This is a genomic window from Kitasatospora sp. NPDC094015, assembly GCF_040304075.1.
GTDB lineage: Bacteria > Actinomycetota > Actinomycetes > Streptomycetales > Streptomycetaceae > Kitasatospora.
Genome location: NZ_JBEOUL010000016.1, coordinates 32,550 through 55,499, shown reverse-complemented (window position 1 = coordinate 55,499; position 22,950 = coordinate 32,550). Strand labels below are relative to the sequence as shown.

19 protein-coding genes are annotated in these 22,950 nt (G+C 73.4%); 14 read left to right on the top strand and 5 right to left on the bottom strand.

The window, feature by feature from the left end; translation table 11 throughout:
• Positions 1-130: 130 nt before the first annotated feature.
• From ABT014_RS20170 to ABT014_RS20135, 8 genes are all read left to right on the top strand, one after another.
• Entirely contained in the window at positions 131-931 is an 801-nt protein-coding gene (locus tag ABT014_RS20170; RefSeq protein WP_350640350.1) for a DUF8842 C-terminal domain-containing protein, read from the top strand.
• A 138-nt stretch (positions 932-1,069) separates the two neighbouring features.
• A complete protein-coding gene (locus tag ABT014_RS20165; RefSeq protein ID WP_350640349.1) occupies positions 1,070-1,912 on the top strand; it encodes a nitrilase-related carbon-nitrogen hydrolase in 843 nt (280 codons plus the stop codon).
• An 11-nt stretch (positions 1,913-1,923) separates the two neighbouring features.
• Positions 1,924-3,324, top strand: a complete 1,401-nt coding sequence (hydA, locus tag ABT014_RS20160) for a dihydropyrimidinase (protein WP_350640348.1) — start codon at positions 1,924-1,926, stop codon at positions 3,322-3,324.
• Between the two features lie 15 nt (positions 3,325-3,339).
• Positions 3,340-4,356 (top strand): TIGR03842 family LLM class F420-dependent oxidoreductase, encoded by a 1,017-nt coding sequence (locus ABT014_RS20155; protein WP_350640347.1) that lies wholly within the window; start codon positions 3,340-3,342, stop codon positions 4,354-4,356.
• Between the two features lie 124 nt (positions 4,357-4,480).
• Complete coding sequence (locus ABT014_RS20150; protein WP_350640346.1) at positions 4,481-5,986, top strand: NCS1 family nucleobase:cation symporter-1; 1,506 nt, start codon at positions 4,481-4,483, stop codon at positions 5,984-5,986.
• Between the two features lie 69 nt (positions 5,987-6,055).
• Positions 6,056-7,750 carry a bifunctional phosphatase PAP2/diacylglycerol kinase family protein gene (locus ABT014_RS20145; RefSeq protein WP_350640345.1) on the top strand — a complete coding sequence of 565 codons (1,695 nt, stop codon included), beginning with the start codon at positions 6,056-6,058 and terminating at the stop codon, positions 7,748-7,750.
• Positions 7,750-8,739, top strand: coding sequence for a YihY/virulence factor BrkB family protein (locus ABT014_RS20140; RefSeq protein WP_350640344.1), 990 nt, complete (start codon positions 7,750-7,752; stop codon positions 8,737-8,739). Before ABT014_RS20145 ends, ABT014_RS20140 begins: the two co-directional genes overlap by 1 nt.
• Positions 8,740-8,750: 11 nt before the next feature.
• Complete coding sequence (locus tag ABT014_RS20135; protein ID WP_502895042.1) at positions 8,751-9,524, top strand: phosphatase PAP2 family protein; 774 nt, start codon at positions 8,751-8,753, stop codon at positions 9,522-9,524.
• A gap of 167 nt (positions 9,525-9,691) precedes the next feature.
• On the opposite strand, the gene ABT014_RS20130 is transcribed toward ABT014_RS20135, so the two are convergent.
• Entirely contained in the window at positions 9,692-10,057 is a 366-nt protein-coding gene (locus ABT014_RS20130) for a PRC-barrel domain-containing protein (protein ID WP_350640342.1), read from the bottom strand.
• 220 nt (positions 10,058-10,277) lie between these two features.
• Between ABT014_RS20130 and ABT014_RS20125 the strand changes: the two genes are divergently transcribed.
• From ABT014_RS20125 to ABT014_RS20110, 4 genes are all read left to right on the top strand, one after another.
• On the top strand, positions 10,278-10,994 hold the full coding sequence (locus ABT014_RS20125) for a flavodoxin family protein (RefSeq protein ID WP_350640341.1): 717 nt from the start codon (positions 10,278-10,280) through the stop codon (positions 10,992-10,994).
• Between the two features lie 82 nt (positions 10,995-11,076).
• Positions 11,077-13,500 carry an FHA domain-containing protein gene (locus tag ABT014_RS20120; RefSeq protein WP_350640340.1) on the top strand — a complete coding sequence of 808 codons (2,424 nt, stop codon included), beginning with the start codon at positions 11,077-11,079 and terminating at the stop codon, positions 13,498-13,500.
• 226 nt (positions 13,501-13,726) lie between these two features.
• On the top strand, positions 13,727-14,407 hold the full coding sequence (locus tag ABT014_RS20115) for a GOLPH3/VPS74 family protein (RefSeq protein ID WP_350640339.1): 681 nt from the start codon (positions 13,727-13,729) through the stop codon (positions 14,405-14,407).
• Positions 14,408-14,705: 298 nt separating this feature from the next.
• Positions 14,706-15,380: a hypothetical protein gene (locus ABT014_RS20110; protein WP_350640338.1), complete on the top strand. Its 675-nt coding sequence runs from the start codon at positions 14,706-14,708 to the stop codon at positions 15,378-15,380.
• 77 nt (positions 15,381-15,457) lie between these two features.
• Here the strand turns inward: ABT014_RS20110 and ABT014_RS20105 are convergent, their stop codons facing one another.
• Positions 15,458-17,383, bottom strand: coding sequence for a lamin tail domain-containing protein (locus tag ABT014_RS20105; RefSeq protein WP_350640337.1), 1,926 nt, complete (start codon positions 17,381-17,383; stop codon positions 15,458-15,460).
• A 349-nt stretch (positions 17,384-17,732) separates the two neighbouring features.
• Between ABT014_RS20105 and ABT014_RS20100 the strand changes: the two genes are divergently transcribed.
• Positions 17,733-19,259 (top strand): FMN-binding glutamate synthase family protein, encoded by a 1,527-nt coding sequence (locus ABT014_RS20100; RefSeq protein ID WP_350640336.1) that lies wholly within the window; start codon positions 17,733-17,735, stop codon positions 19,257-19,259.
• Positions 19,260-19,327: 68 nt separating this feature from the next.
• Here ABT014_RS20100 and ABT014_RS20095 read toward each other — a convergent pair whose 3' ends face one another.
• Entirely contained in the window at positions 19,328-20,413 is a 1,086-nt protein-coding gene (locus ABT014_RS20095; RefSeq protein WP_350640335.1) for an epoxide hydrolase family protein, read from the bottom strand.
• Positions 20,414-20,450: 37 nt separating this feature from the next.
• Here ABT014_RS20095 and ABT014_RS20090 point away from each other — a divergent pair, with 37 nt between their 5' ends.
• The gene (locus ABT014_RS20090) at positions 20,451-21,011 is read left to right on the top strand and encodes a helix-turn-helix domain-containing protein (RefSeq protein WP_350640334.1); all 561 of its coding nucleotides are present in this window, start codon (positions 20,451-20,453) and stop codon (positions 21,009-21,011) included.
• Positions 21,012-21,045: 34 nt separating this feature from the next.
• Here the strand turns inward: ABT014_RS20090 and ABT014_RS20085 are convergent, their stop codons facing one another.
• Both ABT014_RS20085 and ABT014_RS20080 read right to left on the bottom strand, forming a co-directional pair.
• On the bottom strand, positions 21,046-21,960 hold the full coding sequence (locus ABT014_RS20085) for an endonuclease/exonuclease/phosphatase family protein (RefSeq protein WP_350640333.1): 915 nt from the start codon (positions 21,958-21,960) through the stop codon (positions 21,046-21,048).
• Between the two features lie 105 nt (positions 21,961-22,065).
• Positions 22,066-22,947, bottom strand: a complete 882-nt coding sequence (locus ABT014_RS20080) for a hypothetical protein (RefSeq protein ID WP_350640332.1) — start codon at positions 22,945-22,947, stop codon at positions 22,066-22,068.
• Between the last annotated feature and the right edge of the window lie 3 nt (positions 22,948-22,950).

Below are 22,950 nucleotides of genomic sequence, written 5' to 3'. Positions count from 1 at the left end.
TCCGAATTCCCGGTGGGGCGCGGCGCGTTGCGAACCGTGCGCCGGTACCCGGCCCCGTCCGGTCCGGTTCCCGCCCGGCCCCGGCCGGTCCGGTTCCCGCCCGGTCCTGCCCGCGCCGGTACTAGGGTGTGTGCCGCCGCGCGCCCGGCCGGGCGCGGTGGTCGCGGGTCCCGGCGAGGAGGCCGTCCTGAACGAGCAGTGGAGCGGGCCCGGCGTGGACGGGGCGGTTCCGGGCGTCCGCCGGCTGCTCGCCGGTGCGGCGGCGGCCCCCGACGGAGCACCCTGCCCGCTGTGCGACCGACCGGTGGAGCCCGCCGACGCCGGGGCGCTCGACGGGGTACGGATCGACGGGCCCGGCCGTGAGCTGCACACCGCCGTGCGCACCCACCCCGGCTGCGGCCCCTCCCGGGTGTGGGCGCCGGCCCAGATCGCCGCCGCCCGGGTGCGCCTGGGCCTGCCGGAGGCGGCGTCCTGGCGGCCGGACGACCGGCCCCGCGGCGCGGACCGGCTGGAGCCCGGGATGGCCGGCGGGCCGGGCGAGGAACTGCCGTCGCTGCTCTTCCACCCGGGCCCGCCGTACCCGGGCGGCCTGCTCGGGCACCTCGCGGACCGCTACACCGAGGGCCTGGCGCCGCTGGACCTGACCGGGGTGGTCCCGGCGCAGGACCTGCCCGGCTGGTCGGTGCACGCGGTGGCCGGGCGGATCACCGCGATCGGCTCCCCGGTGGGCCCGTGGTGGGCCAACCCCGGCGGCCACCCGACCACCCACCCCTGGCGGCGCTCCGGCCACGCCGAACGCCGGGTCCTGCTGGCCGTGCTCCCACCGGACGAGGCCGCGTCCGGCCCGGGCGACCTGGCGGCGCTCGGCCGGGCGATCCGGGCGGGGCTGGTCCTGGGCGGGGTGGCGGCCCTGACCGGGACACTCTTCTGACCTGTCCGATCATCCACCGGTCGGCATTTCGCCGCGCAACGAATTGCCCCGCGTGGCGTTACAGCGTGGCACTGCCCTCGGCGCCCCGGAACTTCTACGCTCGACGGTCTACAGCGCCTTCGTCGAAGGAGAAGACCGATGAGTCGAGTGGTGCGCGCCGCCCTGTTCCAGACCGCGTGGACGGGCGACAAGGAGACCATGATCGCGGCGCACGAGCGGGCGGCCCGGGCGGCCGCCGCCGACGGTGCCCGGATCATCGGGTTCCAGGAGGTCTTCAACGCCCCGTACTTCTGCCAGGTGCAGGAGCCGGAGCACTACGCCTGGGCCGAGCCGGTGCCGGACGGCCCGACGGTGCAGCGGATGAAGAGCCTGGCCAAGGAGCTGGGCATGGTGATCGTCGTCCCGGTGTACGAGATCGAGCAGTCCGGTTTCTACTACAACACCGCCGCCGTGATCGATGCCGACGGCTCGTACCTCGGCAAGTACCGCAAGCACCACATCCCGCAGGTGCGGGGCTTCTGGGAGAAGTACTACTTCAAGCCCGGCAACCTCGGCTGGCCGGTCTTCGACACCGCCGTCGGCAAGGTGGGCGTCTACATCTGCTACGACCGGCACTTCCCCGAGGGCTGGCGGGCGCTGGGCCTGGCCGGGGCGGAGATCGTCTACAACCCCTCGGCCACCAGCCGGGGCCTGTCCGCGTACCTCTGGCAGCTGGAGCAGCCGGCCGCCGCGGTGGCCAACGAGTACTACATCGCGGCGATCAACCGGGTCGGCGTCGAGGAGTACGGCGACAACGACTTCTACGGGACCTCCTACTTCGTGGACCCGCGCGGCCAGTTCGTCGGCGAGCCCGCCTCCGACAAGGACGAGGAACTGGTCGTCCGCGACCTCGACCTCGACCTGATCGAGGAGGTCCGCCAGCAGTGGGCCTTCTACCGCGACCGCCGTCCCGACGCCTACCAGCCGCTCACCGAGGCCTGAGAGGAGCCGCCATGACCCGCACCGTGATCCGGGGCGGCCTGGTGATCACCGCCGCCGAGGAGATGCGCGCCGACGTGCTGATCGAGAACGAGCAGGTGGTCGCCCTCGCCGCCACCGGCAGCTCGGTCGCCGACGGCTGGAGCGCCGACCGCGCCATCGACGCCACCGGGATGTACGTCATCCCGGGCGGCGTCGACGCGCACACCCACATGGAGCTGCCGTTCGGCGGCACCGCCGCCTCCGACACCTTCGAGACCGGCACCCGGGCCGCCGCCTGGGGCGGCACCACCACCATCGTGGACTTCGCCGTCCAGTCGGTCGGCTCCAGCCTGCGGGCCGGCCTGGACGCCTGGCACGGCAAGGCCGAGGCGCGCTGCTCGATCGACTACGCCTTCCACATGATCATGTCGGACGTGAACGAGTCCACCCTCAAGGAGATGGACCTGCTGGTCGAGGAGGGGATCACCTCCTTCAAGCTGTTCATGGCCTACCCCGGCGTCTTCTACAGCGACGACGGCCGGATCCTGCGCGCCATGCAGCGCAGCGCCGACAACGGCGGCCTGATCATGATGCACGCCGAGAACGGCATCGCCATCGACGTGCTGGTCGAGCAGGCGCTCGCGGCCGGGAGGACCGACCCGCGCTACCACGGCGAGGTCCGGCGCGAACTGCTGGAGGCCGAGGCCACCCACCGGGCGATCAAGCTCGCCCAGGTGGCCGGCTCCCCGCTCTACGTGGTGCACGTCTCCGCCGCCTCCGCCGTCGCCGAACTCGCCGCCGCCCGCCGCGAGGGCCTGCCGGTCTTCGGCGAGACCTGCCCGCAGTACCTGTTCCTGTCCACCGACAACCTCGCCGAGCCGGACTTCGAGGGCGCCAAGTACGTCTGCTCCACCCCGCTGCGCCCGCGCGAGCACCAGGCCGCGCTCTGGCGGGGCCTGCGCACCGACGACCTCCAGGTGGTCTCCACCGACCACTGCCCGTTCTGCTTCGTCGGGCAGAAGGAACTCGGCCGGGGCGACTTCTCGAAGATCCCGAACGGCCTGCCCGGCGTGGAGAACCGGATGGACCTGCTGCACCAGGCCGTGGTCGACGGACACCTCACCCGGCGCCGCTGGATCGAGATCGCCTGCGCCGCGCCCGCCCGGATGTTCGGCCTGCACCCCCGCAAGGGCACCATCGCCCCCGGCGCCGACGCCGACATCGTCGTCTACGACCCCACCGCCCGGCAGACCATCTCCGCCGCCACCCACCACATGAACGTGGACTACTCGGCCTACGAGGGGCGCGAGATCACCGGCAAGGTCCGCACCGTGCTCTCCCGGGGCACGGTCGTGCTGGACGGCGACGCCTGGCTCGGCCGGGCCGGCCACGGCCGCTTCCAGCCCCGGGCCACCTGTCAGTACCTCAGCTGATCACCTAGGAGAGCAGTGGACATCGGCCTCGTCCTCCAGACCGACCCGCCCGCACGGCTGCTGATCGACCGGATGAAGCGCGCCGAGGCGGCCGGCTTCACCCACGGCTGGACCTTCGACTCGGCGGTGCTCTGGCAGGAGCCCTTCGTCATCTACAGCCGCATCCTCGCCGAGACCGAGCGGCTCACCGTCGGCCCGATGGTGACCAATCCCTCGACCCGGACCTGGGAGGTCACCGCCTCCCTGTTCGCCACCCTCAACGACATGTACGGCAACCGCACCGTCTGCGGCATCGGGCGCGGCGACTCCGCGATGCGGGTGGCCGGGCGCAGCCCCGCCACGCTGGCCCGGCTCGGCGAGGCGATGCACGCCATCAAGGGGCTCGCCGAGGGCGGCACCGTCGAGGTCGACGGCACCGAGATGCACCTGCCCTGGGTGCAGCCCGGCGCCCGGCTGCCGATCTGGATGGCCGCCTACGGGCCCAAGGCGCTCGCCCTGACCGGCCGGCAGGCGGACGGCTTCATCCTTCAGCTGGCGGACCCGTTCCTGACCGAGTGGATGGTCAAGGCCGTCCGGCAGGCCGCCGCCGATGCCGGACGCGACCCGGCCGAGCTGACCATCTGCGTGGCCGCCCCCGCCTACGTCACGGCCGACGACTCGCCGCAGGCGCTGGCCCACGCGCGCGAGCAGTGCCGCTGGTTCGGCGGGATGGTCGGCAACCACGTCGCGGACCTGGTCTCCCGCTACGGCGAGCACTCCGGCATGGTGCCCGAGGAGCTCACCACCTACATCAAGGAGCGGCACGGCTACGACTACAGCCACCACGGCCGGGCCGGGAACCCCGACACCACCTTCGTCCCGGACGAGGTGGTGGACCGGTTCTGCCTGATCGGGCCGCCCGAGGCGCAGCGGGCCAAGCTGGCCGAACTACGCGGTCTGGGCGTCGACCAGTTCGCGGTCTACGCGATGCACGACGCGGTCGAGGCCACCATCGACGCGTACGGGGAGCACGTCATCCCGACCCTGCCCTGACGCCTTCCGGGGGGGGTGACCCCCGACCCCCGACCCCTCCCCCTCGACCTCGGATCCCGACTCCTCCCGGCGGCCACCCCTCGTACGGGTGGCCGCCGTCCCCCACGACCGGAGGCAGCCGCTCATGTCCACGCCCATGGCCCAGACCACCCAACCGGACGGGCGGGTCGAACTCGCCGACGGGGCCGACCTCTCCGACCCCCGCTTCGCCAACGACGACCTGCGCCCCGTCCCGGTCGCCCGCCGCCGGTGGACCACCTACAACTTCCTCGCGCTGTGGGTCGGCATGGCCCACAACATCCCGTCCTGGACGCTCGCCTCCGGGCTGGTCGCGCTCGGCATGGACTGGAAGCAGGCGGTGCTCACCATCGCCCTCGCCAACCTGATCGTGCTCTGCCCGATGCTGCTCACCGGCCACGCTGGAACGAAGTACGGCATCCCGTTCCCGGTCTTCGCCCGCGCCTCGTTCGGGCTGCGCGGCGCCAACCTCCCGGCGCTGATCCGGGCGGCGGTGGCCTGCGCCTGGTTCGGCATCCAGACCTGGATCGGCGGCGAGGGGATCTTCCTGCTCGCGGGCAAGCTGCTCGGCCACGGCTGGCAGACGGCCGGCGAGATCGGCGGGTACCCCTGGACGCAGTGGGTGTCGTTCCTGCTGTTCTGGGCGCTCCAGATGGCCATCATCGCCCGCGGGATGGAGACCCTGCGGCGGTTCGAGAACTGGGCCGCGCCGGTGGTGATCATCGGCGCCCTCGCGCTGCTGGCCTGGATCACCCAGAAGGCCGGCGGCTTCGGCCCGCTGCTCTCGCAGCCCTCCGGACTGGGCTGGGGGCGGGACTTCTGGAAGGTCTTCTTCCCCGCCCTGATGGGCATGATCGGCTTCTGGTCGACGCTCGCCCTGAACATCCCCGACTTCACCCGTTTCGGTGGCAGCCAGCGGGCCCAGATCCGCGGTCAGGCGCTCGGACTGCCCACCACGATGACCCTGTTCGCGCTGCTCTCGGTCCTGGTCACCTCCGGCTCCCAGGCCGTCTACGGCGAGGCCGTCTGGGACCCGATCGCGCTGGCCGCCAAGATGGACTCCACCGCCGGCATCCTGTTCGCCCTGTTCATCGTGCTGATCGCGACCCTGTCGGTGAACATCGCCGCCAACGTGGTCAGCCCCGCCTACGACCTGGCCAACCTGCTGCCCCGCCTGATCACCTTCCGGACCGGCGCGCTGGCCACCGGCGTGATCGGGATCCTGATCTTCCCGTGGAAGCTGATCGAGGACCCGCAGATCTACATCTTCACCTGGCTCGGCGTGGTCGGCGGCCTGCTCGGCACGGTCGCCGGCATCCTGATCGCCGACTACTGGCTGCTGCGCCGCACCGTCCTCGACCTCGCCGAGCTCTACCTCCCCGGCGGCCGCTACTGGTACACGGCCGGCTGGAACTGGCGCGCCGTCACGGCCCTCCTGGTCGGCGGCATCCTCGCGGTCGGCGGCTCCTACGGCGGCCCGTTCCCCGCCGACGGCCTGATCCCCTTCCTCCAGCCCCTGGCCGACTACGGCTGGGCGGTCGGCCTGGCGTCGGCCCTGGTGCTGTACCTGCTGCTCGCCCGGGTCGGCCGGGGCGCCCTCCGGACCGGATGACCGCGCGGCGCGGCCCGGTACGGTCCCTGCCGCGAGGATGAACGGGCGGCGGCTGGGCACACGAGCCGCATGACGACAGGGGCAAGACGGCTCGCCCGGCGGATCGCACCGCCGCTGCTGGTGCAGACGGTGCTGATGGTGTTGGTGGGGCTGATGCTGACGCATCCGCCGCTGCACCTGTGGCGCCCCGGCGAGAACGCGGTGACGGACCGGCTGGCCGAGCACCGCGGGCCCGTACCGGACCTGCTGACCGGCTGGCTGTCGGTCCTCGCCGGTACGGCGTCCGTGGTGGCGGTGGCGGGCCTGGTGGTGCTCGCGCTGCTGGTGGGCGGCGGGGGCCGGCGGTGGCGCGACGCGGCCTTCCTCGGCGGCGCGGTGGCCGGCCAGGCGGCGGTGTTCCTGCTGGTCACCCTCTGCGTGGACCGGCCCCGGCCGAGCGCCTTCAAGCTGGATGCCGCGCCGCCGACCTCCAGCTTCCCGTCCGGTCACGTCGGCGCCGCGGTCGCGCTCTACGGCGGCCTGGCGGTCCTCGCCGTGCTGCGGGTCCGCGGCCCGTTGCGCCTGCCGCTCGCCGTGCTGGCCGGGCTGGTCCCGCTGCTGGTCGCGTTCAGCCGGCTGTACCGGGGCATGCACCACCCGACCGACGTGCTCGCCGGGCTGGTGAACGGCGCCGCCGTGCTCTGGCTCATGGCGCGGACCTTCCTGGCCGACCGCCGCCGGGAAGCCGGCCCCGGCGCCCCGCCGCGACCGGCACCCGCCGGCCGCGCGGTCGTGGTGTTCAACCCCGTGCTCACCCCCAGCGCCACCCTGGACCGCCTCGACCAGGTGCTCGCCGAGTACGGCTGGCCGGCGCCGACCAGGACGGCCACCAGCGTCGAGGACCCGGGCCGGGGCGCGGCGGCGGACGCCGTGCGGGCCGGGGCCGCACTGGTGGTGGCCTGCGGCGGCGACGGTACGGTGACGGCCTGCGCGCACGGCCTCGCCGGCACCGGCACCGCGCTCGCCGTCGTCCCCTGCGGCACCGGGAACCTGCTGGCCCGCAACCTCGGCCTGCCGCCCGACCCGGCCCGGGCCCTGGCCGCCGCGCTCGGCAGCGCACCGCGCCGGATCGACCTCGCGCAGGCCGACGGCGACGGCATCCCCGCCACCGTGGTCAGTGCCATGGCGGGCATCGGCCTGGACGCGGCCACCGTGGCCGACACCAGCCGCACTTCCAAGGACCGCTTCGGATGGCCGGCCTACGTGCCGCCGCTGGTCCGGCACCTGCGGGACCGCCGGATGCGGCTCACCGTCACGCTGGACGAGGCACCGCCGATCCGGCGCCGGGCCGCGATGGCGGTGATCGGCAACGTCGGCGCGCTCCAGGGCGGCATCCGCCTGCTGCCCGAGGCCCGCCCGGACGACGGCGTGCTCGACCTGGTCCTCGTCCACCCGCGCGGCCTGACCGGCTGGCCCGAGGCGGCGCTCCGCCTGGTCACCGGCCGGCTCGGCGGCGGCCCGGGCACCGCCCGACCGGCGGACGGGACAGCGCCGTTCGAACACTTCCGGGCCCGCCGGATCACCCTCACCGCGGACCGGGACCAGCCCCGCGAACTCGACGGGGAGTCGCTGCCCGCGGGCCGGACCCTGCGGCTGGCCGTGCGGCCCGCCGCGCTGCTGGTGCACGCTCCGCCTGCCGCTCAGAGCGCTGCTCCGGCCGCGGCCGCGCTCGTGGGGCCCGGTGCGGCCGCCCCCGCTCCGGCGCAGACCGTTCGGGGGCACTGATGGGCACCGCCACCAAGGTCGACCGCCGCGGCCGCGACCGCGAGGAGCTCGCCGCCGACGAGGCCGTCACCGCGCTGCGCCGGTACGGCCGGTGGGCGCTGCTCCGGGACGCCTTCCTCCGCTTCCGCTACGCCGACGGCTTCAGCCACGCGCGGGCCCTCGCCTTCCAGACGGTGCTGGCCCTGGTGCCGTTCGCGATCGCCGTGGTCGGCCTCTCGTCCGCCCTGCACACCCAGTGGTTCGGCCGGGTCACCGAGCTGACCATCGAACGGCTCACCGCCGGCCCGAGCTCCGAACTCGTCGGCCAGGTGCTGCGGCGCAGCCGGGAACGGGCGGGGGAGGGCGGGAGCGTCGCGCTGTGGGGCGGCGCGCTGTTCTCGCTGGTCAACGTCGCCACCGCGATGTGCCAGATCGAGCGCGGCGCCAACCGGATCTACGGCATCGAACGGGACCGGCCCTTCCACCGCAAGTACGGGCGCGGCCTGCTGATGGCCGTCACGGCCGGCCTGCCGCTCGGACTCGGGTTCGTCGTGCTGGTGGCCGGCGGGGAGATCGCCGCCGCGGTCGCCGAGGCCGGCGGGCCCGGCGGGCACCGGTCGGCGCTGGCCTGGGCGGTGCTGCGCTGGCCGATCGGCACGGTGCTCGCGCTGCTCTCGGCGAGCGTGATCTTCCACCGGGCACCGCGGCGGGAACAGCCCGGCCACACCTGGCTCGCCTTCGGTGCGGCCGTGTACCTGGTGCTGTGGGTCGCGCTGACCGCACTGCTGGGGGTGTACCTGCGGCTGAGCGGCACCATCGGCGCGGTGTACGGGCCGCTCAGCGTCTTCATCTCGCTGCTGATGTGGGCGTACCTGACCGCGATCGCGCTGTTCCTCGGGATCGCCTTCGCCGCGCAGCTGGAGGCCGACCGCTCGGGGGTCGAGGAGCCGGTGCTGCCCGACCCCGAGGCCGGGCCGACGCCCAACTCGTCCGGAGGTGGCCGAGGGTGACACCTGGACGGATCTCCGGGCGGGCCGACCGGCGGTGGGCTCAACGCCGGCGGGCTCAACGGCGGTGGGCGGACCGGCGGTTCGGGCGGCGCCTGCTCGCGGCCGTGCTGGCGTTCGCGGTGGCGGCCGTGCCGACCGCCGTGCTGCTGGTGCTGATCGAGGCGGGCTGGGAGCCGCTGCGCGCGCTGGACGCGGGAGCGGCGGTTCGGCTCAACGCGGCCGTCCGGGACCACCCCACGGTGCTGGCGGTGGTCCGGCTGCTGAGCGACCACGTCTGGGACCCGGTGACGATGCGGCTGCTGGTCGCGGCCACCGTGGGCTGGTTGCTGGTGCGGCGGGCCTGGCGGCTGGCGCTGTGGGCGGGCCTCACCGAGACGGCCGCCGGCCTGATCGGCCTGCTGGTCAAGATCACCGTGGCCCGGGTCCGGCCCGCGCTCCCCGAACCGGTCGCCCACGCACCCGGGTTCTCGTTCCCCTCAGGGCACGCGATGACCGCGATGACCTCGTGCGCGGTGCTGCTGCTCGTCCTGCTGCCGGTGGTGCCGCGGCGGGCGCGTCCGGCCGCCTGGATGCTGGCCGCGCTGGTGGTGCTCGGGACCGGCCTGACCCGGATCGCGCTCGGCGTGCACTGGGTCAGCGACGTGCTCGGCGGCTGGCTGCTCGGGCTCGCCCTGGTGGCGTCCACGGCCTGGGCCTTCGAAGCCTGGCGCCGCGAGACCGGTCTGCCCACCCCGGCCCTGCCGGAGGGCCTGGAACCCGAACTCGCGGAGGCGGGGGCCGAGTGAGCTTGCCTGCGCCCGCCCGGTCGAGCTCCTGAGGGCCGTCGGCCGGCCGGGCGGGGCACCCTGCTCCTGAGCCCGGCGCCCCTGTCCGTCAACAATCGTTCACCGCACGGCGGAGCGGGCCGCCACCGTGATGGTGACGGCCCGCCCGGCGGGGTGCAGTGGTGCGGTCAGAAGACGGGGCCGCCGTAGAACGGGCCGTAGTAGCCGGTGTACTTCTCCTGGTAGCCGGTGTCGGTCTGGTGCCGGTCCCAGTCGAACTCGGGGCTGCCCTTGATCTCGTCCTTGGTGCGGTCGACGTAGACCTTCTTCTCCTCCTGCTCGACCCGCACCACGGTGCCGGCGGGGAGCAGGACGTGCTTGCCGAAGATCCACGGGCCGGTGTCGACCACCAGGTACTGGGCGCCGACCTCCTCGGACAGCTTGTCGACCTTGCCGATCGGGCCGTCCGTGGCCTCCACGTGGAAGCCGATCAGGTCGGTGCCGGAGACGTGGCCGGAGGTGGTGCGGAAGTCCCAGATCTCGATGTTGCTCATCGCGTCTCCTTTGCGTTTCGGCGCCGTCCGGGCCGGTCCCGGCGCGACGCGTTGTCGGCCCCCGCCTGCCCCGGCCCGGGCGTCCTACACCTCCCCGGCGGGCGAATCCGGCGGATCGCCGACCGGTCCGACCCGTCCGGCCCAGCCCCGCCAGCGGCCGGGGCCGGTGCCTGGTGGAGTGGACGGGAACCCTGCCCGCCCGACGCCGGAAGGCCGACCTATGCCGGACAGCACCACCTCGTACGCCGACCTGCGCGCCATGATCATCAACTGCACGCTCAAGCGATCCCCCGAGCGCAGCCACACCCAAGGCCTGATCGACGTCAGCCGCGGCATCATGGAACGCCAGGGCGTCGCGGTCGACGTGGTCCGCGCGGTGGACCACGACATCGCCACCGGCGTGTGGCCCGACATGACCGACCACGGCTGGGACAGCGACGACTGGCCGGTGCTCTACAGCCAGGTGATGGCCGCCGACATCCTGGTGGTGGCCGGCCCGATCTGGCTGGGCGACAACTCCTCGGTGACCAAAAGGGTGATCGAGCGGCTCTACGCCTGCTCCTCGATCCTCAACTCCCATGGCCAGTACGCCTACTACGGCCGGGTCGGCGGCTGCCTGATCACCGGGAACGAGGACGGCGTCAAGCACTGCGCGATGAACGTCCTCTACAGCCTGCAGCACCTCGGCTACACGATCCCGCCGCAGGCGGACTCCGGCTGGATCGGCGCGGCCGGCCCCGGTCCGTCGTACCTGGACCCCGGTTCCGGCGGCCCGGAGAACGACTTCACCAACCGCAACACCACGTTCATGACCTGGAACCTGCTCCACCTGGCCCGGATGCTCAAGGACGCCGGCGGCATCCCCGCCCGCGGCAACCAGCGCTCCGAGTGGGACGCCGGCTGCCGCTTCGACTTCGAGAACCCCGAGCACCGCTGAAGCGCCCGGCCACCCGTGCTGCGGAGGCCGTCGCCTGGCCCATCGCGCGATCAATGGCCGGACAAGCCTTAGAATCCGAAGTATGGGAGAGCGCCCAGGCGCGCCCACCGCGCCGCCCCTGCTTCTCATCACCGACACGGACTCGCAGCTGATCGATCCGCGCCGGGCCTACCACGTGGGCCGCGACCCGACCGGTGAGATCGTCCTCGAGGACTCCCGGGTCTCCTGGCACCACGCCGTGCTGCGGGCCGGCGCAGGCCACTGGCTGCTCGACGACGTCGGCAGCACCAACGGGACGTTCGCCGACGGCCGCCGGGTCCAGCACGAGGACATCGGCCCCGGCATCCGGCTGCGGTTCGGCAGCCCGGCCGACGGCCCGTCCGCGACCTTCGCCGAGCTGCCCGTACCGGCCGCCGGCGAGCGGACCTCGCTGCTCACCCCGCAGGCCTCCAGCGTGTTCCGCCGCCCGACCACCGTGCTGCGGCTGCCCGGCCGGGCGGTGCGGATCGGGCGGGCGCTCGACAACGACCTGGTCCTGGACGACCTGGAGGTCTCCCGGCACCACGCCGAGCTCCGCGCGCTGCCGGTCGGCGGCCACGAGATCGTCGACCTGACCAGCCACAACGGGACCTACGTCAACGGCAGCCCGGTGCAGCGGGCCCCGGTGGGCCCGGCCGACATCATCGGCATCGGCCACTCCGCACTCTGCCTCTCCGGCGACGAGCTGGTCGAGTACACCGACACCGGCGAGGTCTCGCTGGACGTCCAGGACCTGGTGGTCCGGGTCGGCCAGGACCGGCGGGTGCTGCTGGACGGCGTCGGCTTCCCGCTCGCGGAGAAGGCGCTGCTCGCGGTGGCCGGCCCCAGCGGCGCCGGCAAGTCCACGCTGCTCAACGCGCTCACCGGGCTGCGCCCGGCCGACGAGGGCACCGTGCTGTACGACGGCCGCGACCTCTACCGCGACTACGCCGAACTGCGACGCCGGATCGGCCTTGTGCCGCAGGACGACATCCTGCACACCCAGCTGACCGTACGGCGCGCGCTCTCCTACGCGGCCGAATTACGCTTCCCCGGCGACACCGCCGAGCACGAGCGGGAGGCCCGGGTCACCGAGGTGATCCGCGAGCTCGGTCTGGAGGGCCGTGCCGACCTGGTCATCTCCAGCCTCTCCGGCGGCCAGCGCAAGCGCGTCAGCGTCGCCCTGGAGCTCCTCACCAAGCCGTCGCTGCTCTTCCTCGACGAGCCGACCTCCGGGCTGGACCCGGGGATGGAGCGCTCGGTGATGCGGATGCTGCGCGGCCTCGCCGACGACGGCCGTACGGTGATCGTGGTCACCCACAGTGTGCTCAGCCTGAACGTCTGCGACCGGCTGCTGGTGCTGGCCCCCGGCGGCCGGACCGCCTACTACGGCCCGCCCGACCAGGCACTGCCGTTCTTCGGTTTCACGGAGTGGCCGGAGGCCTTCGAGGCCTTCGAGAGCGAGGAGCACACCGCCTGGCAGAGCCGGTTCCGGGAGTCCCCGCAGTACCGGCAGTACGTGGCCGCCGGCGCGGCACCGGCCGTCCCGCCCCCGTATCCGGGCGCGACCGGCGTCGGTCACCCCGCCGGGGGCCCGGGCCCGGGCCCGGGTCCGGGTCGGAGCCGGGCCCGGGGTCGGATCGGTCGGGAGCAGCCGCAGGGCTGGTTCTCCCAGCTGTCCACGCTGGTCCGCCGGTACACCTCGGTGCTGGCCGCCGACCGGCTCTTCCTCACCGTGATGATCGCGCTGCCGTTCGTCATCGGCGTGATGTGCCGCGCGATGGCCGGCCGGGCGATCTCCTCGGAGAACGCGATCAACGTCATCCTCACGCTCTGCATCGGCGGCGTGCTCACCGGCTCCGCCAACGCGGTCCGCGAGGTGGTCAAGGAACGGCCGATCTACCGGCGCGAACGCGTGGTCGGCCTGTCCAGATCGGCCTACCTGGTCTCGAAGGTGGTGGTGCTCGGCACGGTCACGGTGGTGCAGGCCGCCGTGCTGACCACCGTCGGTCTGGCGGGCGTCGACCTGAGCCCGCCCCTGCCGACCGGACAGCAGCTGCAGAGCGGGGTGGTGCTGCCGCCGCTGGCCGAGCTGGTCATCGCCGTCGCGCTGCTCTCGTTCGCCTCCATGATGCTCGGCCTGCTGGTCTCCGCGCTGGTCCGCAAGGAGGAGGCCACCATGCCGATGCTGGTGCTCCTCTCGGTGGTGCAGATCGTGTTCAGCGGCGCGATGCTGAAGGTGCACGGGGTGCCCGGACTTGAGCAGTTCGCCTGGCTGGTGCCGTCCCGCTGGGGTCTGGCCGCGATGGCCCAGAGCATCGATCTGCACACGGTCTTCCCGACCGGGATCACCGCCGATCCGCTGTTCCGGCCCGACCGCTCCCGGTGGCTGGGCTGCATGGTGATGCTGGTCGCCCTCTCGGCCGCGATGGGCCTCGCGGTACTGGCCCTGCTGCGCAGGCAGGAGCCGACGATCATGCGGAAGTAGCGGCACCACCGGGAGGACCGCGACCCCGGGCCCTGGTTCGCGCGAAGTGCGACCGGGATCCGGCCGGGGCGGTGGTTCCGTGAGGGGCCGTCGGGCCGACCCTTCGTCAGGGGCGGGCACGGGAACCGGGCCGCCCGGGTGGGCGTTGCTGGCTGAGGACACCCCGGAGCGGCGGCCGGTGGGCGCGTCGCGGGGTGTCCGATCCGCACAGGGAAAGGAACGGTTCATGGACGTCACCCTCGCCGAGGAGCTGATGCTGCTCTCGCTGGACGACGGGTCGGGCGTGGCCAAGGACGCGACGAGCGCGGGATGGGCGGTGGCGGGGGCCTTCCTGGCCGACCTCGCGCTGGCCGGCCGGGTCGCGATCGACGAGGGCCGGCTCGGCATCACCGACGGGACCCCGACCGGCGAGCCGCTGCTCGACGAGCGGCTGGCCCGGCTCGCCGAGTGGGTCGGGCGCAAGGCGCCGGGGCGGGCGAGGTCGGCGGACTGGCTGACCAAGGACCACGCCACGGCGGTCCGGGCCACCGTGCAGCGGCTGTGCGAGCGCGGCCTGGTCGTCGAGGAGCGCCACCGGGTGCTCGGCCTCTTCCCGGTCCGGCGCTACCCGGAGGCGGACGGCTCCGTCGAGCGGGAGCTGCGCGAGCGGCTGGCGGCGGTGATCCGGTACCACCAGGAGCCCGATGTCCGTACCGCGACCCTGATAGCGCTCCTGCACGCCGCCAGGCTGCACCGGCTGGCCTTCCCGGACCTCCCCCGGGCGCGGGTCGAGGCGCGGTTCGCCGAGATCGCCGCGGGCGACCGGGCGGGGGAGTCAGTCGGCCAGGCGATCCGGAACATGAGCGCCGCCGTGGCCGCCATCGCCGCGGTGACCGCCGCCACGGCCGCCACCGCGGCCACCGGCTGACCCCGGCCGAGCGGCGGGCCTGCCAGCGCCGATCGGCCGGGCCCGCCCGAGCGGCCGAGACTTCATGGAATCTCCGGTCCCTGGCGCGTGTCCCAAGTACCTTGTGATCGGCGTCTGTTCGCACCTCCGGAGGTTGAGAGTGCCCCGACCGTGCACAGGGTGGATTCATGGACTCCGCGGGCAAGTACTCATCTTCACCGGCAAGACGCTGGTGGATGGCGAATGGGTCGTCCGCAAGCACTGCATTGCTCGGTCGCAGACTCTGGGAGCAACCTGTCCGGACAGCTTTTCGCGGAAAGTGACGCTCGTCGTTCACGGTGAGTTGGCGGGCAACGTCAAGGACGCGGACCGTGGCCTCAGCCAGAAACTGCTGGCGGTGATGGAGTCGCGCCGACAGGGCCGACACATCCATGTGGTGGATGCCGCCGGATACTCGGACCTTCTGTTCGGTGCACCGGCCGTGTGCCGCAGTCTAAAGATGCAAGGAGCTGGCGTGACGGTCGTCGCCGAGGTGGGGGACGGCGTCTTCGGCGGCCCCTTCGATCGGATCGGCCTGCGTAATCGCGGCGTCGGGCTCGCGGATGGGCGCCTGCTGGGCCGGGGTACTCCTGGCCACGAGAAGCTTCTAGCCCGCCTCGTCGAGCGGGTCCTTGGCCATCGATTGATCGAAGCGAGAGCTCCGGCCCGGCGGGGGCCGCAGTTCGACATCGGCTGGGTCGGCGGTCGGACCGCCTACGGGGCATGGGCGGTGAGTCCCGCACAGCTGAGAGGTGACGGGGCGAGTCCCATCGTGGATGCGATCCTGCACATTGGAACATCGCTACGCGGGTTCTACCGACCCGGGACGTTCCAGCCTGTCGTGGTGGTGGACGACGGGGTGCAGATGCCTTCGGCGCCGCTGGACCGGGCGGCAAGTTCGGCAGGCATCCTTCTTTCCAGGACGTCGGACCTTTCCGGCGGTGTGGCCCGATAGCCGGCCGGCCCGCAACGCCGAGGAGACGGCACCCGGGTGCGGGGCCGTCTCCTCGTGGAACTCGGGGTGGAAGGGGATCAGCAGGGGAAGGTGCCGCTGTACAGGGCGTGGCCGTAGGAGGAGCTGCCGGAGCCGGAGCCGTAGACGCCGTCGTCGCTCCAGACCGCCTCGCGGAAGCCGTTGGCGCAGGTGGAGGCCGGGGCCAGGGCGAAGCCCTCGAGGTTGTCGACCGGCATGACGGCCGGGTTGGTGTAGGTGACGTCGGGGACGATCGCGCCGGCGGTGTTGACCTTCAGGAAGGTGTGCGTCTCGCCGCAGGTGTTGTCGCAGGTCGCGACGAGGCGCTGGGTCGCGGCGTCGAAGGTCACGTCCATCACGGAGGCCTTGCCGGTGGCGACGGTGCCGAAGGTGGTGAACGAGCCGTCCGAGTTGAGGCCGTACACGTGCAGCGTGCCGTCCCACTCCAGGCCGGCGAAGAACAGGCCCGAGCCGTGCAGCGGGTACCTGGCCGGGTTGTACGCGGCGCCGGTGAGCGGGTCGATCCAGCCGCTGGCGGTCAGCCAGCTGTCCGGGACGTAGCCGACGCCCTCGAAGCCGAGGTTGGCGTCGTCCTTGTCACCGGTGTCCAGCTGCGGGAACTGCGCGGTCATGTCCCACTGGTGGACCGGCGTGAGCGTCGACCCGGTGGCGGCCGGGTCGAACTCCATGATGGTGTCCTTGGGGGCGGTGTTGTTCGCGTTGTCGCGCTCGGAGGTCACGTAGAGGTGGCCGTCGGCGCCCACCGTCAGCCCCTCGGCGTCCGGCTGGCCGCTCCCGCCGGCGAAGCGGATCTGCTTGCCGGTCGAGCTCCAGGACGGGTCCGGGACCCACAGGCCGCCGCTCTTGACCAGCCGGAACAGCCAGTTCTTGTTCTTCGCCGCCCACAGCACCGACGGGTTCGCCGGGTCGAAGGCCAGCCCGCTCAGGTCGCGGCCCTCGGGGCCGGTGGACGTGGTGAACGCGCAGACGCGGTCGGCGATCGTGACGTCCAGGCCGCCCGGCCACGCCAGCGTGCCGCCCGGGGCGGAGCCGGTACCGCCGGGCGCCTCGGGCGCGCAGCCGCTGGTGAGCGAGCCGCCGCCGCCCAGCAGGTGGCCGGTCTGGCCGCCCCCGCCCCCGCCGCCGCTGCCCGAGCAGGGGTTGGTGCTGCCGAGCGTCGCGGCGCTCGAGGTGCGGAACCAGCCGGTGCCGTTGGCGCACCGCTCGTCCGAGGGCTTGGCACCGTCGGTCGCCCAGGTCACCGAGTCGACGGTGGAGCCGTTGCCGTCCAGCAGGAAGACCGAGTCGTTGTCGCCCAGGCCGAGGGTGGAGTCGAAGGTGACGTAGCCGCCCGCGGGGATGCTGGTCGCGCTCGGCGAGGAGGACGAGACCGAGGCCGCGGAGTGGGTGGTGTCGCCGTCGACGTACTTCCACGAGCCGATGCTGACCGCGCTCGTCCCGCCGTTGTACAGCTCCACGGTGTCCGAGCCGTTGGAGGTGACCTCGTTGATCCGGACCCGGCTCGCCGCCGGCGGCGAGGACGGGCAGCCCGCGGCGTTCGCGGCACCGAAGGTGGCCTTGGAGGTCACGGTCACCCAGGCGCCGCTGCCGTCGCCGCCGCAGCGCGCCATCGCGGGCTTCGCGCCGTTGGTGGCCCACTCGACCCGGTCGACCACGGTGCCGTCGGCGGTGTAGATCACCAGCTTGTCGGAGTCGCCCAGCCCCTTGGGGGAGTTGAAGGTGACGAACCCGCCGGCCGCGATCGTGCCGGCGGACGGGCTGAAGGACTGCCGCGAGAAGCTGTCGTCGGACATCTTCCAGCCGCTGATGCTCACTGCGGTGGAGCCGCTGTTGTACAGCTCCACCGTGTCGTTGTCGGACGAGGTGACCTCGTTGATCCGGACGTTCTGGTAGCCGGCCGGGTCCGCGGCGGCCGCGGGCTGCGCGGCCAGGACCGAGGTGGCGACCAGTCCGGAGAACGTCATGACTGCGGCGCACACGGAGGCGACGCCGGCACGCGAGTGTGAGGTAGGCACGGGGCCGAACTCTGGTGACACAACGTGGAAACGGCGTGTACGGCGGCTGAATCCCACCTGCTGACCTCCGGAACGCCCGGCGCCCGGGCCCGCCGCTCATCGCTCCGGGACCGACGTTCCGGGCCCGCCACCGACCGCTCCGGGACCGACCCTGCCCGCCGGGCCGAAGGGGAGCCTGCTTACCATCGACTCCCGGCGGACGCCGCGGCCCGACCGGCCGCGACCCGCCACCCAACGCCCGGCACCACACGACGACTTCACCCGTGGCGATGAGGTCGTGCACCGAGGAGGAACGCCCATGCGAGCCCGGAAGATCGGCGCGGCCGCCGCGACAGCGGTGGCGCTGCTCGCTGCCCGCGACCTCGTCCAGAAGCGGCACGCGCTGCTCCGCAACTTCCCGGTGCTCGGGCACGCCCGCTACCTGCTGGAGACGGTTGGGCCGGAACTGCGGCAGTACATCGTGACCTCCAACGAGGAGGAGCGCCCGTTCAGCCGCGACCAGCGCAGCTGGATCTACGCCTCGGCGAAGGAGCAGAACAACTACTTCGGCTTCGGCACCGAGGTCGACGTGGCGCACGTCCAGGGCCACGCCTACCTCAAGCAGCGCACCTTCGCCGGCGCCCTCCCCGACGCGCACGACCCGCAGGCGCCGCTGCCCTCGGCCAAGGTGCTGGGCGGGCCGCGCGGGCGCGCCAAGGCGTTCCGGCCGGCCAGCGTCGTCAACATCTCCGCGATGAGCTTCGGTTCGCTGTCCGGCGCGGCCATCACGGCGCTCAACCGCGGCGCCGCGCTCGCCGGCACGATGCACAACACGGGCGAGGGCGGCCTCTCCCCGCACCACCGCAACGGCGGCGACCTCGTGCTGCAGCTCGGCACCTCGTACTTCGGCTGCCGCAACGAGGACGGCAGCTTCAACCTCGACAAGCTCAAGGACGTGGTCGCCGGCGCCCCGGTCAAGGCGATCGAGATCAAGCTCTCGCAGGGCGCCAAGCCCGGCCTGGGCGGGATGCTGCCCGGGGCGAAGGTGACCCCCGAGATCGCCGAGATCCGCGGCATACCGGTGGGCCGGGACTGTGCCTCCCCCTCGCGGCACTCCGCGTTCGGCGACGTCGACTCGATGCTCGACTTCGTCGAACTGCTCGCCGCCGAGACCGGCCTGCCGGTCGGCATCAAGAGTGCGGTCGGTGAGGAGGCGTTCTGGCAGGAGCTGGCCATGCTGATGGCGCGCGGTGACCGCGGGGTCGACTTCGTGACCGTCGACGGCGGCGAGGGCGGCACCGGCGCCGCGCCCCGCACGTTCGCCGACTCGGTGTCGCTGCCGTTCCGGATGGGCTTCTCCCGGGTCTACGGAACCTTCGCCGAGCGGGGGTTGACCGACGACCTCACCTTCATCGGCTCCGGCAAGCTCGGCCTGCCGGAGAACGCCGCCGTCGCCTTCGCGCTGGGCGCCGACATGATCAACGTGGCCCGCGAGGCGATGCTCTCTATCGGCTGCATCCAGGCGCAGAAGTGCCACACCGACCGGTGCCCCACCGGCATCGCGACCCAGAACCCGTGGCTGGCCCGCGGCCTGGACCCGGAGTCCAAGGCCACCCGGGCCGCCGTCTACCTGCGCACCCTGCGCGCGGAGTTGACGAAGATCTCGGCGGCCGTCGGCGTCGCCCACCCCGCGCTGATCACGGCCGACGACATCGAGATCATGAACGGCGACTACGAGGCCCGCACCCTGGCCGGCGTCTACGGCTACAAGGAGGGCTGGGGCCGGCTCGGCCCGCAGCTCGCCGAGGAGATCACGGCGCTGCTCACCGGCGGCCGCGCGGAGTGACCGCGCGGTAGCCCGCCGCCGCGTCGCCGGCCGCCGCGTCGCCGGCCGGCGCGCGGGCGGCCCCGGGCTCAGCCGCCCAGGGCGACCGCGCGGCGCAGATCGGCGGCGTAGGCCGCGGGCTGCTCCCAGGCGGCGAAGTGACCCCCGGCGGGGTGCGTCACGTACGCGCGGAGGTTCAGGAACGCCTCGGCGTAGCTGCGTGGTTCCGGCTTGGTGTCATGGGCGAAGACGGAGAGCACGGCGGGCGCCGCGATCCGGTCGGGCAGCTCGACCGGTTCGACGTAGGTGCCGAAGGAGGTGCCGATCGTGCCGGTGGCCCAGTACGCGGTGACCCAGGTGAGCAGTTCGTCCGGGGTGAAGGCCGGACCGTCGGACCAGGCTTCCAGCTTCTCGACGAGCCAGGCCGCGAGGCCGGCGGGGGAGTCGCCGAGGGCGACCGCGAGCGTGTTCGGGCGGGTGGACTGCTGCAGGATGTAGCCGCCGTCGGAGCGGAACCACTGCCCCGCCCGGCGGAGGTAGGCGGCGGCGTCGGGCGGGAGCCCGGCCGGGTCGGCCGTGAGCGCGCGCTGCGGGGCCAGATTGGTGAGGTGCAGGGCGGCCACCCGGTCGGGGTGTTCGCCCGCCAGGAGTTCCGCGACGGTGCCGCCGACATCGCCGCCGGACACGGTGTACCGGGGGTGGCCGAGCGCCTCCAGCGCGCCGGCCACCAGCCCGGCGATCCGGCCGGCCGAGAAGCCGGGCGAGAAGCCGGGCGAGAAGTCGGGTGACGGGCCGGGCGGGGCCGCCGGGGCCATCGGGGCCGCGAACGGGAAGCCCGGCAGCGCGGGGACCACCACGTGCAGGTCCGTCAGCAGCGGCAGCAGCCGCTCGAACCGCAGCACCGAGTCCGGCCAGCCGTGCAGCAGGACGACCACCGGGGCGTCCGGGTCGGCGGACCGCTGATGGATCAGCCGCAGTGCGCCGTCGCCCGCGTCCACCGTCACCCAGGGCAGCGCGGCGATGCGGCGCTCGTGCGTGCTCCAGTCGTACCCGTGCGCCCAGTGGTCGAGCAGGTCGTCGAGGCGGGCGCCGGTGATGCCGCGCCGGCCGTCGGTGCTCCACGGGGTCGCGACGCGGCGCGTCCGGTGGAGCCGTTCCCTCAGGTCGTCGATCATGTGTATCAGCGTACACATGATGTGTATGCTCGTACACATGACTTTGCGCAATGCGGACGCCACCCGGCAGCGGATCCTGGACCACGCACGACGCCAGTTCGCCCGGCACGGGTACGGCGCGGTCGGGGTCAAGGGCGTGGCCGACGCGGCCGGGGTGTCGCCCAACCTGATCACCCGCTACTTCGGTGGCAAGGAGGGCCTGTTCCTGGCGGCGACCCAGGTGGAGATCCCGGTCTCGGACTCCTTCGACGGCGAGCGCGGCCGGCTCGGTGCGCGGCTCGCGGCGAACATCGTGCGGCGCTGGTTCGGCGCCGTCGGCGAGGACCCGCTGCTCGTGCTGCACCGGGCGTCCGGCGAACGGCCGGAGGCGGCGGAGGCGCTGGCCGCCTTCCTGGACGCCAACTCGTTGGAGCCGCTGCGGCGTTACCTACGCGACAGCGGACTCGGCGAGGACGAGGCGCGCGCCCGGGCCGCGGCGATCGACGCCTTCGTGCTCGGCGTCTCGGCCCGGCGCCGCCTGCTGCGCGCCGACCTCGGCGACCCGGCCGAGCTGGAGGCCTGGCTCGGCGCGGCCATCCAGCGCCTGGCCGACGGCTGACCCCGGCGGAAGGCCCAGATCCGGAGGAGGCGGCCTACAGCGCCAACTCGACCACCACGGGCAGGTGGTCGGAGATCGGCGGCGTCTGGGCGTCGTGGACGGCCTGCGGCCGGTACGGCTGCTGCGGCCCGAGTCCGGCTGCGAGGATGTGGTCGAACTGCACGGCCGGGCGGTGCGACGGGAAGGTCGGCCGCCGGACCAGGTCGTGCCAGCGGGCCCGGCGCCCGGCCGGGCCGGACGGGCGGAGCAGCTCGGCCGCGCCGAGGGTGACCGCCGGGACCGCCCCGACCAGGTTGAAGTCCCCGAGCAGGACATGCGGCCGGGGCAGGTCGGCGATCCACCGGTGCACGGCCAGGAGTTGCCGGACGTTCCAGCCCGGGACGAACGAGAGGTGCAGCGCCACCGCCGTGAACGGACCGCGCCGCCCCTCCAGCACGGCGGCCAGGGCGGCGCGCGGCCGGTCGCGGATCACCGTGAGCCCCGCCCGCCCGGCCACCCGCAGCGGCAGCGCGACCGGGGGAGCCGTGAACCGCCGGGCCCGCCAGGTCAGCACGGGCAGCGCGGACAGCAGCGCGACCCCGTGCGAGGGGGACACCCCGTCGTGCCCGGTGCCGGGCGGACCGTACACCCGCAGGCCCGGCTCGGACCGGTCGAGGACCCAGGTCCGTCCGGGCTCGGCACCGGCGTGCAGCGCCGAGGCGTAACGCCAGTCCGCGGCGCCGACCGCCTCGGCGACCGCCCGGGCCTGGTCCACCCGCTCCGAGCGCTCCTGGAACCGGTCGAGCTCCTGCAGCGCCACCACCTCGGCGCCCAGCGCGGCGACGGCGTCGACGAGCGGCCCCACGGTGGCGGTGCCGGTGGCGGTCAGCGAGGGCCGGCCGTCGCCGAGGTGGCGCCGCCCGTGCAGCACGTTGAAGGTCGCCAGTCGCACCGGCGCGGTTTCGGTCACGGTTGGACGGTACAACAGGGCGCCGGGGCGGGGCCGTTACGGTGTTCCACCGGTCGGCGCTCCGCCGGCAGGCGCGCGGCCCGGTCGTGGTCGCGGTGGCCGGCCTCACGAGGTGTACAGGACCGCCGCGCACACCTTGGTGCTGCCGTCCAGAACGGTCCATTCGGCGGTGTGCCAGCCCGCCTTCAGCGGTGGGCAGGAGTCCCAGTTGGTGATGATGTCGGAGATCCCCATGACGACGTTGCTGCTGTTCGGGATCTTCGCGGGTTGGCAGCTGAACACCGTGGTCAGGTACCCGGTGTAGTGCTGGTAGTCGGGTGTGGTGGCGAGGAAGCACTGGCCCTTGCGGAACTGCCGCTCCAGGCAGAGCACGGTCGTGGAGTGGTCGCCGTTGGTGTGGGTGAAGGCGTCGCGTCCGTTGCCGGTCGGGCAGGTCGCGGCGGAGGTGGCGATCACGCTGATGCGGTTGAGCGCGCTGCCCCCGTGGCAGTCGACGACGACCGGTGCCGTGCGGCTGTAGGAACCCAGCCCCGTCAGGTACCGGTCGATGCAGTCGCCGGCACGCACGGCGGCGAAGGCTTCGTCCAGCGGGTCGGGTGCGGGGGACGGCGTGGGGGTGGGAGAAGGGGTCGGAGAGGGCTCGGGCGGCGGGGAAGGCGGCGGGGCGGACGGGTACGGGTGCGCGACCGTGAAGATCGGTTGCGGGGACAGGTCGGACTTCGGCGACCCGTCGGCGTGTTGGCGCGCCGACGCGGATGCGGTCGGCGTGTCGATCGCGGCCACCACCTGCTCCAGGGGTGCTCGGAACACCCAGGCGAGCAGGCAGGCGATCAGCGCCGCACCGATCAACGGGACGGTGATGTGGAAGTGCTGATCGCGTCCGGCCTGGACGACGCGGGCGTTGCCGTTCGCGTCGGCGTTGATGTGGACGTGGAGGGTGTCGTCCCGGGGACGGTTCGGGTCCGGCGGGGGAGTCTGCGGGCTCACCGA

Coding starts and splice junctions, on each gene's coding strand:
- ABT014_RS20115 (WP_350640339.1), top strand. CDS start 13,727: ATGGACGTCACCCTCGCCGAGGAGCTGATGCTGCTCTCGCTGGACGAC.
- ABT014_RS20095 (WP_350640335.1), bottom strand. CDS start 20,413: ATGATCGACGACCTGAGGGAACGGCTCCACCGGACGCGCCGCGTCGCG.
- ABT014_RS20090 (WP_350640334.1), top strand. CDS start 20,451: ATGACTTTGCGCAATGCGGACGCCACCCGGCAGCGGATCCTGGACCAC.
- ABT014_RS20145 (WP_350640345.1), top strand. CDS start 6,056: ATGACGACAGGGGCAAGACGGCTCGCCCGGCGGATCGCACCGCCGCTG.
- ABT014_RS20150 (WP_350640346.1), top strand. CDS start 4,481: ATGTCCACGCCCATGGCCCAGACCACCCAACCGGACGGGCGGGTCGAA.
- ABT014_RS20125 (WP_350640341.1), top strand. CDS start 10,278: ATGCCGGACAGCACCACCTCGTACGCCGACCTGCGCGCCATGATCATC.
- ABT014_RS20120 (WP_350640340.1), top strand. CDS start 11,077: ATGGGAGAGCGCCCAGGCGCGCCCACCGCGCCGCCCCTGCTTCTCATC.
- ABT014_RS20105 (WP_350640337.1), bottom strand. CDS start 17,383: ATGACGTTCTCCGGACTGGTCGCCACCTCGGTCCTGGCCGCGCAGCCC.
- ABT014_RS20130 (WP_350640342.1), bottom strand. CDS start 10,057: ATGAGCAACATCGAGATCTGGGACTTCCGCACCACCTCCGGCCACGTC.
- ABT014_RS20100 (WP_350640336.1), top strand. CDS start 17,733: ATGCGAGCCCGGAAGATCGGCGCGGCCGCCGCGACAGCGGTGGCGCTG.
- hydA (WP_350640348.1), top strand. CDS start 1,924: ATGACCCGCACCGTGATCCGGGGCGGCCTGGTGATCACCGCCGCCGAG.
- ABT014_RS20165 (WP_350640349.1), top strand. CDS start 1,070: ATGAGTCGAGTGGTGCGCGCCGCCCTGTTCCAGACCGCGTGGACGGGC.
- ABT014_RS20140 (WP_350640344.1), top strand. CDS start 7,750: ATGGGCACCGCCACCAAGGTCGACCGCCGCGGCCGCGACCGCGAGGAG.